Origin of the sequence: Nosocomiicoccus sp. HMSC059G07 (genome assembly GCF_001815515.1) — a bacterium.
In the GTDB taxonomy this organism is placed as follows: domain Bacteria; phylum Bacillota; class Bacilli; order Staphylococcales; family Salinicoccaceae; genus Nosocomiicoccus; species Nosocomiicoccus ampullae_A.
Genome location: NZ_KV820788.1, coordinates 24,404 through 37,183, shown reverse-complemented (window position 1 = coordinate 37,183; position 12,780 = coordinate 24,404). Strand labels below are relative to the sequence as shown.

Genomic DNA, 12,780 nt, shown 5'->3' with positions numbered 1-12,780 from the left:
AAAAAAATCACCTCTAGCTGTTATCCCCTAATTCTAGCAATCAAAGGTAAAGATAACGTAAATCTTATGTAAAGTTCGAAGAACATTACATAAAACAGCTAAAAGTGATCCACACAGTAATATTCAATTTAAAAAACGCCCCCGAAGGGAATCGAACCCCCAGTATGAGAACCGGAATCTCATGTGTTATCCATTACACCACGAGGGCAACAATTGTATTATAACATAGACAAGTATATCTTTTGACCTTGTTTGACTAATATGTTTTAATAAAATTACGATATGTATATACAGGGGGATTTTTTATGAACTTAATACCTACAGTAATTGAATCAACAAACCGCGGTGAACGTGCGTATGATATTTACTCTCGTTTATTAAAGGATAGAATTATTATGATCGGTAGTGCGATTGATGATAATGTCGCGAACTCTGTTGTGAGTCAGTTACTATTCTTACAAGCACAAGATGCTGAGAAGGATATTTACTTATATATTAACTCGCCAGGTGGTAGTGTAACTGCTGGTATGGCAATTTACGATACGATTCAACATATTAAGCCAGACGTACAGACAATTTGTATGGGCATGGCAGCGTCTATGGGTTCTTTCTTACTTGCTGCTGGTACTAAAGGTAAACGTTTTGCGTTACCTAATGCTGAAGTAATGATTCACCAACCATTAGGTGGTGCTCAAGGTCAAGCGACTGAAATTGAAATTGCTGCACGTCATATTTTAAACACACGTGAAAAGCTAAATAAGATTTTAGCTGAGCGTACTGGTCAACCTCTTGAACAAATTGAAAAAGACACAGATCGTGATAACTACTTAACAGCTGAAGAAGCTAAAGAGTATGGTTTAATCGATGATGTCTTACAACCAGAAAAAGTTAAGTAAGTATAAGGTAAAAGGGATTCAACTTTCGTTGAATCCCTTCTTTTATTTTATATTTGATTATTATATTTTATTTGTAATGATGATTAGTTGTATTTATCTAACACTTTTCTATTGATTATGTTAGATATATTGATTTATCTAACATATTTTAGTTGTTTTGGATCATTTTTGTTAGATATAATCTTTTATCTAACATATTTTCAGTTTGTACTCTGATATTTGTAAATAACACACGAGATTATCGCATTAACCCCCTACAACTTCACATCTTGCCCGCTTCTCAGCTTATCTGCGATCTCATCGATTTTACGTAGTCGATGGTTGACGCCGGATTTTGATATCGGTCCTGTTGAGATGCTTTCTCCGAGTTCTTTTAAACTCATATCATGGTTGTCTCTTCTTAAGTACGCAATTTCTCGTAATCGGTCTGGTAGTTTTTCTAATCCGATTTCTTGATCGATGTATTTGATGTTTTCTACTTGGCGCATCGCTGCGCTTATTGTTTTGTTTAAGTTTGCTGTTTCACAGTTGACGAGTCGGTTGACGGAGTTTCTCATATCTCTTAGTATTCTAACGTCTTCAAATTTTAGCATCGCTTGATGTCCGCCGACGAGTCCTAAGAAGTCTGAGATTTTCTCCGCTTCTTTTAAGTACGTAATGTACCCACGTTTTCTATCGATGACTTTTGCGTTAAGTTCGTATTCGTTCATTAGTTTCATGAGTGAGTAGGCATGTTCTTCATAGAGTGACGCGATTTCTAAATGATAGGATGATGTTTCTGGGTTGTTGACTGATCCTGCTGCTAAAAATGCGCCTCTTAAATAACTTCTTACGCATTCATCATCTGTGAGTGACGTCAGTTCGACGTCATGTATAATCTCCCCGTCACGCATGACGTTTAGGTCATCTAATATTTCTCTCGTGTTTTCTTTTACTCTACATATATAGACGTTATTTTTCTTTAACTGCATTTTTCTTCGAACGGCTAATTCTGGTTCGATTTTATATAATTCTTTAATGAGTCTAAATATACGTCTTGCGATTGCTGCATTTTCTGTTTGGATGTTGATGATCCATTTACCTTCTGATATTGCGATCGATCCGTTCATTTTTATAATTGCCGACAATTCTTCTTTACTACATTTTTCGTCCGCTTCTATTCGACACAGCTCACCTTTCATTTCTGAGGCAAACGACATATTGACTCACCTCTCTTTCAATATTCTATCGTTTCAAATAGTTCGAGTACAAGTTCATATATATTTTTAGCTAGTTGTATCGAGTCGTGTCTTAATATACCATCCTCTGTTTTTTGAACGATATTATCATATATATATACATTGATTCCTCGTTTTTCTAAATCCTCTTTATTGACAAATACTGCACACACGTCTTCTTTTTTATATCGCTGTGAGACGAGTTGCTTTGTATCTTCGTCACTTGCTAATACGTGTGTGATGACGTCTTTTCCAATATGTTTATGAATCGCATCGACACAGTCCCCTGCTGTCATCGATTTTGTTTCTCCCGGTTGTTCTACGAGATTACTAATATAAATCTGATTTGCATGGGATTCTTGTAGCGATTTTTTTATACTCGTCGGTAAGACGTTTGGGATAATACTCGTATATAAACTTCCCGGACCATATATAATAAAGTCCGCGTTTTGAATCGCTTCGATTGCCGTATTCGAACCTTCGATTCCCGATGGGCTTAAATATATATGATCGATTTTCTTTTTAACTTTCGGAATATAACTTTCTCCCTCGTATTTTGTCCCGTCTGTCATTATCGCAACGAGTTTTGGGGAGCGATTTGTACTTGGAATCACTTTACCTTTGACGTTTAATATCTCGGATAGCTTTTCAACCGCGACTGAAAAATCTCCTTGCATATCATACATCGCAGCGAGCATTAAATTCCCGAGACTATGTCCGCTGATTTTTTCACGGTTAAAGCGATATGTAAATAAATCTTTAATTAAAGCTTCAGATTCACTTAGTGCAGCGAGGACGTTTCTAACATCTCCTGGTGCTGGCATATCTATTTCAGAACGTATTTTTCCTGTAGATCCACCGTCATCTGCGACTGTAACGATTGCAGATATATCGATTGGATAATTTTTTAACCCACGTGCAAGTACACTTAATCCTGTTCCACCGCCGATTAAAACGACGTTAATTGTCTTATGATTCATGGCGATGCCTATGTGTTTCTTTGTGGATTGTATTAATTTTATACATATGCTTTGTCTTTAAGTCATTTGAAATACGTTCTGCGATCGCAACTGAACGGTGCTGCCCACCCGTACAACCAATTGCGATATTTAATTGTGATTTCCCTTCTTTTACGTATAACGGAAGTGAAAAATTAATGATGTCGATTAACTTTTCATAAAATATTTCTGTATCTTTAAACTTCATAACGTAATCATAGACGTCTTGGTCGAGTCCTGTTTTCGGACGAAGTGACTCGATATAATACGGATTTGGTAAAAATCTAACGTCATACATAATGTCCGCATCTTGAGGGATCTCATGTTTAAACCCAAAACTTATCACATTAATAGTAAACTTTTCATCGCGGTCATATTTTAAGTAGTCGTAAATCTTCTCTTTTAATTCTTTTGCAGATGTTTCTGTCGTATCGATAATAATTGTCGACGCTTTTTTCACGTCTTCTAGTAAACTACGCTCATTTTTAATCGCTTCAGATAATGACATATTATCATTTAACGGATGACTTCTTCTCGTCTCTTTGTATCTACTAATTAATTTATTATCTGTCGCATCTAAAAAGACGATTTGTGTGCGAATCCCTTTTACTGAAATGAGATCATTAATCTCTGGAATAAACTGACTAAAAAACATACGATCTCTTAAGTCGATACTTAGCGCAACGTCATGCATATCTTCGTTTGTCGACTGCATCATTTCTACAATTTTTGGTAATAACGGTACTGGTAAATTATCGATCGCAAAATAGCCCATGTCTTCAAGAGATTCTAATGCGATAGATTTACCTGCACCACTCATCCCAGTTAATATAATTAAGTTTTTCACTCGGATTCCTCCCATCTACGTTTAAAAAGATGGAACGAACGTCCCATCTTTTAAATCTTATTCTGTAAATGTTTCGATATATTCGCTTGCATTTTGTGCTGCGATACTGCCGTCTCCAGTTGCAGTGACAATTTGACGTAACGTTTTTTCACGTACGTCTCCTGCTGCGAAGATTCCTGGAATACTCGTTTCCATTTCTTCGTTCGAAGTGACATATCCTGTTTCTTCGTCTAAAATACCGAGGTCCTTAAACGGTTCAGTTAACGGGAGCAGTCCGATGTAAATAAATACACCATCCGCTTCATAGTCGTACGTTTCGCCTGTATTTTTGTCGAGTAGCGTCACTGATTGTACGACGCCGTCTCCATTAATAGACTGAATTTCAGTGTCCCAAATGAACTCCATTTTGTCGTTGTTAAATGCACGGTCTTGAATAATTTTTTGTGCACGTAACGTATCACGACGGTGAACGACTGTTACTTTACTTGCGTATTTCGTTAAGAAAATACCTTCTTCTACTGCTGAGTCTCCACCACCGATAACGACTAAATGACGCTCTTTAAAGAACGCACCGTCACATACCGCACAGTAACTGACACCTTTACCTGCTAACGCTTCTTCACCAGGTACACCGATTTTTTTATGCTCTGTACCTGTTGCGATAATCACTGCTTTTGCTTTGATCGTCTCACTACCGAGGTCGATCAATTTATAATTACCGTCTAATGTAACTGATTTAACGTCACCATATTTATATTCTGCACCAAACTTCGTTGAGTGCTCAAACATTTTTGATGATAATTCAGGGCCTGTTATTAAAGAAAATCCTGGGAAGTTTTCAACGTCTTCAGTACTTGCTACTTGCCCACCAGGCATACCACGTTCGATCATTACTGTTTTTAACTCTGCACGTGAAGCGTATACTGCAGCAGTCATCCCCGCAGGACCTGCCCCTAAAATCGCGACATCATACTCTTTTACTTCTGACATAATGACTCTCCTTTACTCGTAACATACTTTTCATATTATACCTAAAATGAGCCGGGTGTGTCACTCATTCTGCTTAATATCTTCAATTGCTTTTTTTAATTTATGCGGATAAACTTGATACTTTTCTGACAATGTTTCTACTGTAAAACCGTCGTTATAATACACGTATAAAAAGGCTAACGCATATGTTTTCCCGGATTCTTTTAACTCGCTAATGTCGATATGTGTAATCGCGTCAATCCAGCCGAGTAAAATGTCATCTCTATCGAGATAATCAATCGATAACACTTCAAGTCCTTCATGTAATATATCAAACTTTTGAAATTTAAAATTATTAAATATATACGCCGTGTACATCTTTTCAAAGTTTCCAAATTGTTCAATTAAATCCCATACAGGCGACCCTAATATGACATCTTCCGGCCGAATAATACTCGTACGGAACAAGCCGAGTATGCGCTTATGTGTATCATCACTTTGTAAATACTCGTCGATGATTTTATTTAACGTTTCAGCCGCTTGTTCTTTTTGCCACGGACTGTGAATTTCATCGAGTGGGTGATAGAGCTGCATCTCTTTCCAAAACATTTCTGCTTCTTCAACTTCGCCAATTTTGTACGCAGCTTGACTGAGTGCGTGTAATAACTGGAAATTGACCATATACTTCTTTTTATATAATGGATAAAGTAATTGATACGCTTCTTTATGCTTTTTCAAAAAGTTTAAAACGAGCCCGACTTTTAAACGGTCGTCTTCGTCGAGTGGTTCGACGACTTCTAAATGACGTAAAAACTTTACATATAAGTCGTGACGATTCGTATAAAAATAAAGCAACGTTAAATGACTTAACGCATGCATATCTGTTTGGTCTTCTTTTAATAGCTCTGTTAATATCGCTTCTGCTTCTTCGAATCGATTTAAAAAGAGTAACGCCATCCCACGTAAATTTCTAAATTCTCTTTTATTTGATAAGTCAAAGTCAATATCATCTAAATAATCGAGTGATGTTTCAATTTGACCACTCATAAAGTACGACTGGAATATATATTGACCGACGAATTCTTTCGCTTCCTTTAGAAGTTCATCGTAGCTATAGTCTTCAACGGTAAACATTTCCATTAAATCGTCGTAATAATCATCATCCTTATGCAGTTCCGCATACAATATACCAAATAACAGTCCTTTATTTGCATCTTCGATTAACACATTCATCTCAGATAATTCATAGTAATACGTCGTATCGAAATTAGATGACGCAAACTCTGTCATTATAAACTGCTCTGCTCTATCGTATTCACCGAGTAACGTGAGTATATACGCATACTCCGTCATATATTCGCGTTCTTTACTTTCATTTAACGCTCGCTCCATAAGATTTAAAGCATCACGATATGATCCGTGATGCTTTTTCTTCATCGCTTGACGGTAGTATACCCTCCCGTCGTTACGAAGCGAGATAATTTTACTTTTCAATATCGCTTCTCTCCTTTATAACTAACGGATTACCGTACGCGATACTATTATCTGGAATATCTTTAGAGACGACACTTCCAGCACCGACTAATACGTTGTCACCAATCGTCACACCAGGTAACACCGTAACGTTCGCGCCGATCATCGTATTTTTACCGATTGTAATAGAACCGATACGGTACTCATCGACTAAATATTCGTGTGTAAGTAACGTCGCGTTATAACCGATAATCGAGTTCTCACCAACTGTAATATTTTCAGGATAAAATAAGTCCGGCATCGCTTTATATGCAAAACTTACTTTGTCACCGAGTTTCATATTGAGTCCAGTTTTATACAGTGTATGTTTCATTCTCGTGGATGGGGAATACCTTCCCGCTTCAACAATGATGAAGTTTTTAACGACTCTAAAAAACGAAATCGTACGGTACATTCGCCAAAGCGGATTTTCTTTTTTTGAAGGAAAACGTTCGAGCTTACGCATAATTATTTCCCCTTTTTCTTTTTCGTGTTTTGTTTAACTGTCGCACGCTGTTTTTTGTTAAACGTGTTAAAGTTTCCGTGTACGTTACCATATAGCGGTAAGTCGTACTTTTTATTTCTATATATCCATACAATAATCGCAAGTACGATAAGGGAAAGACTCATCACTTGTGCTGTACGGAGAAGGTCTAAAATCATTAAACTATCTGTACGCATTCCTTCGATAAAGAAACGTCCGATAGAATAGTAAATTAAATAGAGTAAAAACGTCTGACCAATTTTTAATTTCGGACGTAAACGCATCAGTATAAAAATACCGACGACGTTCCAAATCGATTCATATAAAAAGGTCGGGTGATAATACACACCGTCGATATACATTTGGTTAATGATAAATTCAGGTAGACGTAACGTCTCTAAAAACGCTCGAGACACAGGGCCACCGTGTGCTTCTTGGTTAATAAAGTTCCCCCAACGTCCGATCGCTTGGCCGAGTAGTACACTCGGCATTAACATATCCCCAAACTGGAAAAAACTATAATTGTTTTTACGCGTGTAGTAATATCCTGCAAGGACCCCACCGATGAGCCCACCGTGGATCGCCATTCCACCTTCCCATACTTTTATAATATCGAGTGGGTGGAGTAAATAATAATCTAAGTTGAATAACACGAAGTAAAGTCTCGCACCTACGAGTGAGAAGACGATGATATATACCATCATCTCCGTGAGTGTTTCGTCGCTAAATCCTTTTTTAACCATTTCATGATTTGCTAAAAAGTATGCACAGATCATTCCTGTAAATATTAAAATCCCGTACCAGTAAATATCGAATCCACCGATACTTACTGCGACGCGGTCAATCGCATATATCATTATTTCCCTCCGTTATCTTTACTCCTAATATGCGCAATTAAGCGCTCGTTAAATTCTCTCGCGGCACTGACTCCCATATTTTGAAGTCTAAAGTCCATCGCTGCAACTTCAATAATATTCGATACGTTTCGCCCTGGTCGTACAGGGATTAACTTACTCGGTATTTCAGAATTTAATATATTTTTTGTTCGTTTATCTAATCCGAGGCGGTCGTATTCTTTATCTTGTTGCCAAAACTCTAAATGAACGTTTAACATAATACGCTTTTCACTTAGCACGACACTTGCACCGAATAGTGTCATTACGTTGATAATGCCGAGCCCTCTAATTTCAAGTAAATTTTCGATGAGCTCTGGAGATTTACCGATGAGTACGTTTTTACCAATTTCTTTGATTTCGACGTTATCGTCTGCAACGAGTCGATGCCCATTTTTAACGAGCTCTAACGCAATTTCGCTTTTACCGATACCACTTTCACCTGTAATTAATACACCGATTCCATAGACGTCTAACAGAACGCCGTGAACGTTCGTCTCAGGTGCGAGCGAAATTTCTAAATAGTCGGTTAAGTAAAACATTAAATTCGTAATCGTATTCGACGTTTTTAAAAGTGGAATATTTGCATTCTCACACGCTTCAATAATTTCTTTTGGCGGTGTTAAATCGTCTGTAAATATAAAACATGGCGTCTCATTTGTACATAGTAATTGTGCGCGAGTTGCGCGTTCTTCATCTGTTAATTTCGTATTAAAATACGTCGTTTCAGTCATTCCAAATAACTGAACGCGTTCGTTTGAATAATGCGAAAAATAACCCGCAATCTCAAGCCCTGGTCGTGAGACGTCGATACTTGTGATTGGTTTATGTATACCTGTTTCACCAGTGATGATTTCTAGTTTGAATCGTTCGATGACGTTACTTACTGTTAACATAATATACCTCTCAAAATTGATACTTCCTATTATAGCAAAAAAGGACAAGTCTGATAGCTACTTGTCCTTTAAATACGTTTTATACTGTATGGAGTGTGACTGAACCAACTTTTGTGCTCGCTTCTATAACGAGACCTGATTCATCTGTGTCATTAATGATCATAATTTCTTTTAATCCTAAATCGGATGGCTTCATATCTCGGATGTTTAACCCCGGAGGATAGTTAATATGTCCAAGTACTGTGTTTAAACGTCCTTCGACTTTACGACCTGACGGAATTTCTACGTTGATGCTTCCCATGTTCGTTTGAATTTTAGCATCACGTGTATCTTCATTTAATGAAAGTGACACTGAGCCGTTCGCTTTAATGTCGATTTCTTCAACATCTAATTCTTTCGTTGAAATCGTTCCAAGCATTGATACGAGTTCTAAATTCGTAAACGCACTTTCTTTTATTTCTAATGACCCACGTGACGTTCTAACGAACGCATGTTTTGCTGAAATATCGTCGACTTCGATATCACCATTTAAAATATCGATAGATAAATCTTTTAACAGTAAATCTTCAACGTCGACGCTGCCGTTTGAACTTGAGATGTGTAAGTAGTCGAGTGCACGTTCGTTAATTTCTAATACGACGTTTACTTTCGCACTACGAAGTGGTGACATAATTTCTAAGTTCCCGTTTTTTACTTCGCAGAAAATATCTTCAAAGTAATTGCGTTTTTTATCGAGTTTTCTATAGAACGGTGTCACTTCAAAACGTACCGCTGTGACGCCATCTGTCTTTTTAACTTCGACGTTACCATTCGTTACGTCTAACGTAACAGATGAAAAATCTTCTTCGATCGTTTCGATGAGTTTATTTTTAGACCCTTGCTGGAAAATCGCATCGATGTCTCCCGTTTTAGCTTTGTCGAATACGTCTTCTAACGTTTTTAAAATATCTGACGTGCTCTTCGTTGCTTTTGCTTTACGGCGGACATCGTCAAACGTTTCTTTCGCGTTTTTTTGAATCATATCTGGATCTAAAATTTTTCCAACTTCGTCTGTCACATTTTCAAAAAACTTATAAATACTGTTCTCTTCTTCTTTTTTATCGTTCGTGTGTTTCTTATATTGATCGTCTTCGTTTAATGCATTCATAAGGTCGATTGCTTCTTTTGTCGTGATTAAACCATCTTCAAGCATTTTTAAAATTCGCGCTTTACTATCCATTATTTAACCTCCTGATGGTTACGATTGAGCCATTTTTTTAAGTGGTATCCTGTATGGCTTTCTTTCGTCTCCATTATATCTTCTATTGTACCATGCGCAACGACTTCTCCTCCACCGTCGCCACCTTCAGGGCCAAGATCGATGATATGATCTGCAACTTTTATAACGTCTAAATTATGTTCGATAATGACGACGGTGTCACCGTTATCTACGAGACGCTGAATGACTTTAATCAGTTTTCTAATATCTTCTGAGTGGAGTCCTGTCGTTGGCTCATCGAGTATATAGAGCGTCTTACCATTTGAACGTTTTTGAAGTTCACTCGCAAGTTTCACACGTTGTGCTTCTCCCCCGGATAACGTCGTTGCTGGTTGCCCGAGTTTTACGTAGCCGAGTCCAACATCTAATAGCGTCTCTAGCTTACGACTGATTTTCGGAATGTTCTCAAAGAATTTCGCTGCTTCTTCTACCGTCATTTCAAGGACATCTGAGATGTTTTTATCTTTATATTTCACTTCTAACGTCTCTCTGTTATAACGTTTACCGTGACATACTTCACACGGTACAAAGACGTCTGGTAAAAAGTGCATTTCAATTTTTAAAATTCCGTCACCTTTACACGCTTCACAACGTCCACCTTTTACGTTAAAACTAAATCTCCCTTTTTTGTACCCTCGAACTTTCGCTTCGTTCGTTTCAGCATAGACGTCACGAATGTCATCAAAGACACCTGTATACGTCGCCGGGTTACTTCTCGGTGTACGACCGATTGGAGATTGGTCGATGTCGATAATCTTATCTAAATACTCGGCACCTTCTATTTCTTTAAACTTTCCAGGTACGAGTTTAGATTTATATAGCTCTTTATGGAGTCCTTTATATAAAATTTCGTTGACTAAAGTACTCTTACCAGATCCTGAGACGCCTGTTACGACGTTTAAGAGACCATGCGGGAAGTCTACATCGATATTTTTTAAGTTGTTTTCTACTGCGCCTTTTACTCTAAACTTTTTAGTCGTTTGTTTTCGATAATTTTCTGGTAACGGGATTTCTTTTTTACCACTTAAATATTGACCTGTAATTGAAGCGTCGTTATTCATGACTTCTTTTGGTGTTCCAGCTGCGACGATTTGTCCACCGTTTTCTCCAGCACCCGGTCCGATATCGATTAAATAATCACTCGCAATCATCGTATCTTCATCGTGTTCGACGACGATTAACGTATTCCCTAAATCGCGCATCTCTTTTAACGTTCGGATTAGCTTATCGTTATCACGTTGATGAAGACCAATTGAAGGCTCGTCTAGTATATAAAGCACTCCACTTAACATCGAACCGATTTGTGTCGCGAGTCGAATACGCTGTGCTTCCCCACCAGATAACGTACCGCTTCGGCGGTTGAGCGTTAAATATCCAAGCCCAACATTTCTTAAAAAAGTGAGTCTGTCATTGATTTCTTTTAATATCGGCTGTGCGATTGCTTGATTCTTTTCACTTAAATGTAAATCATTAAAGAATTGAAGCGCATCGTTCACCGATTGATCTACCGCTTCACCGATATGGCGTTTCTTAATTTTAACTGAGCGCGCCTCAATATTTAAACGATATCCATGACACGTCGTACAGTCTGTTTCACGCATATACTGCGCCATTTGTTCACGCGTATACTCTGACGGACTGTCTTGATATCTTCTCTCGATATTATTTAAAACACCTTCAAATTGAATTGTACGAGTACGCTTTGCACCGTTACGCTGTGTGAACGTAACGTCTAAATAATCGGTAGACCCTTTTAAAATAATGTCTTGTTCTTCTTTAGATAAATCTTTGAACGGTTGGTCCATATCGATATTAAAATGTTCAGCGACTTGTTTTAAAAGATTCGGATAATAATCTGAACTAATCGGTCTCCACGGTAAAATCGCACCGTCATTTAACGATAACGTGTCATCTGGAATAACGAGTGACGCGTCAACCGACCATTTTTTACCTAATCCGTCACACGTTGGACACGCACCAAACGGACTGTTAAATGAAAAGAGCCTCGGCTCTAATTCACTAATTGTAAATCCACATTCAGGGCAAGAAAAGTTTTCTGAGAAGTGGATATCTTCTCCATCTATAACGTTAGCGACCGCGTTACCTTCTCCTTTTTCTAATGCGATTTGTAGTGAATCAGAAAGTCTCGCTTCAATACCTGGTTTAACTCCGATTCTATCAATCACGATATCGATATCGTGTTTTTTATTTTTATTTAATTCTGGTACGTCTTCGATATCATACATTTCACCATCAACGATGACTCTTGCGTATCCTTCTTTTCGAAGACTTTCAAATATCTTTTTATGTTGTCCTTTTCTGCCACGTACAACTGGAGATAATATTTGAAGGCGCGTACGTGTTTCAAGTTCCATAATCGTGTCGACCATTTCTTCAATCGTTTGGCTTTTAATTTCAATATCGTGATGCGGACAATACGGCGTCCCCGCACGTGCATATAATAATCGTAAATAATCGTATATTTCTGTAATTGTCGATACCGTTGAACGCGGGTTGTTACTCGTCGTTTTTTGATCGATTGAAATCGCTGGTGATAACCCTTCAATCGTATCGACGTCTGGCTTTTCCATCTGTCCTAAAAACTGTCTCGCATACGCGCTTAAACTCTCAACGTAACGGCGTTGCCCTTCTGCATAAATCGTATCGAATGCGAGCGATGACTTACCAGAGCCTGATAAGCCCGTCATTACGACGAGCTGATCTCTCGGTATATCTATATTTATATTTTTTAAGTTGTGCTGTCTTGCACCATTAATTTTAATGAATTTATTATTTATCTTTTCACTCAC

General features: G+C 37.8%; 11 protein-coding genes and 1 tRNA gene. 1 reads left to right on the top strand and 11 read right to left on the bottom strand.

The window, feature by feature from the left end; genetic code table 11:
* Nucleotides 1–136 precede the first annotated feature (136 nt).
* Nucleotides 137–208 (bottom strand) — tRNA-Arg (locus HMPREF3029_RS01645).
* A 97-nt stretch (nt 209–305) separates the two neighbouring features.
* On the opposite strand from HMPREF3029_RS01645, the gene clpP reads away from it, so the two are divergent.
* Nucleotides 306–896, top strand: coding sequence for an ATP-dependent Clp endopeptidase proteolytic subunit ClpP (gene clpP / locus HMPREF3029_RS01640; protein WP_040929443.1), 591 nt, complete (start codon nt 306–308; stop codon nt 894–896).
* A gap of 254 nt (nt 897–1,150) precedes the next feature.
* Here the strand turns inward: clpP and whiA are convergent, their stop codons facing one another.
* The 10 genes from whiA to uvrA form a co-directional block, all read right to left on the bottom strand.
* Nucleotides 1,151–2,095 carry a DNA-binding protein WhiA gene (gene whiA / locus HMPREF3029_RS01635; RefSeq protein ID WP_070709390.1) on the bottom strand — a complete coding sequence of 315 codons (945 nt, stop codon included), beginning with the start codon at nt 2,093–2,095 and terminating at the stop codon, nt 1,151–1,153.
* Nucleotides 2,096–2,112: 17 nt separating this feature from the next.
* Entirely contained in the window at nt 2,113–3,093 is a 981-nt protein-coding gene (gene yvcK, locus HMPREF3029_RS01630; protein WP_070709388.1) for a gluconeogenesis factor YvcK family protein, read from the bottom strand.
* Nucleotides 3,083–3,958, bottom strand: a complete 876-nt coding sequence (rapZ, locus tag HMPREF3029_RS01625; RefSeq protein WP_246830690.1) for an RNase adapter RapZ — start codon at nt 3,956–3,958, stop codon at nt 3,083–3,085. The genes yvcK and rapZ overlap by 11 nt, the downstream gene beginning before the upstream one ends.
* 57 nt (nt 3,959–4,015) lie before the next feature.
* Complete coding sequence (gene trxB / locus HMPREF3029_RS01620; protein ID WP_068129881.1) at nt 4,016–4,948, bottom strand: thioredoxin-disulfide reductase; 933 nt, start codon at nt 4,946–4,948, stop codon at nt 4,016–4,018.
* Between the two features lie 60 nt (nt 4,949–5,008).
* Nucleotides 5,009–6,421: a tetratricopeptide repeat protein gene (locus HMPREF3029_RS01615; RefSeq protein ID WP_070709384.1), complete on the bottom strand. Its 1,413-nt coding sequence runs from the start codon at nt 6,419–6,421 to the stop codon at nt 5,009–5,011.
* Complete coding sequence (locus HMPREF3029_RS01610; protein ID WP_068129876.1) at nt 6,411–6,905, bottom strand: acyltransferase; 495 nt, start codon at nt 6,903–6,905, stop codon at nt 6,411–6,413. The genes HMPREF3029_RS01615 and HMPREF3029_RS01610 overlap by 11 nt, the downstream gene beginning before the upstream one ends.
* 2 nt (nt 6,906–6,907) lie before the next feature.
* Nucleotides 6,908–7,780, bottom strand: coding sequence for a prolipoprotein diacylglyceryl transferase (gene lgt / locus HMPREF3029_RS01605; protein ID WP_070709382.1), 873 nt, complete (start codon nt 7,778–7,780; stop codon nt 6,908–6,910).
* Nucleotides 7,780–8,712, bottom strand: coding sequence for an HPr(Ser) kinase/phosphatase (gene hprK, locus HMPREF3029_RS01600; protein WP_070457298.1), 933 nt, complete (start codon nt 8,710–8,712; stop codon nt 7,780–7,782). The genes lgt and hprK overlap by 1 nt, the downstream gene beginning before the upstream one ends.
* A gap of 79 nt (nt 8,713–8,791) precedes the next feature.
* Nucleotides 8,792–9,931 carry a DUF4097 family beta strand repeat-containing protein gene (locus tag HMPREF3029_RS01595; protein ID WP_070709380.1) on the bottom strand — a complete coding sequence of 380 codons (1,140 nt, stop codon included), beginning with the start codon at nt 9,929–9,931 and terminating at the stop codon, nt 8,792–8,794.
* Nucleotides 9,931–12,768 (bottom strand): excinuclease ABC subunit UvrA, encoded by a 2,838-nt coding sequence (gene uvrA / locus HMPREF3029_RS01590; RefSeq protein WP_070709553.1) that lies wholly within the window; start codon nt 12,766–12,768, stop codon nt 9,931–9,933. The genes HMPREF3029_RS01595 and uvrA overlap by 1 nt, the downstream gene beginning before the upstream one ends.
* Nucleotides 12,769–12,780 lie beyond the last annotated feature (12 nt).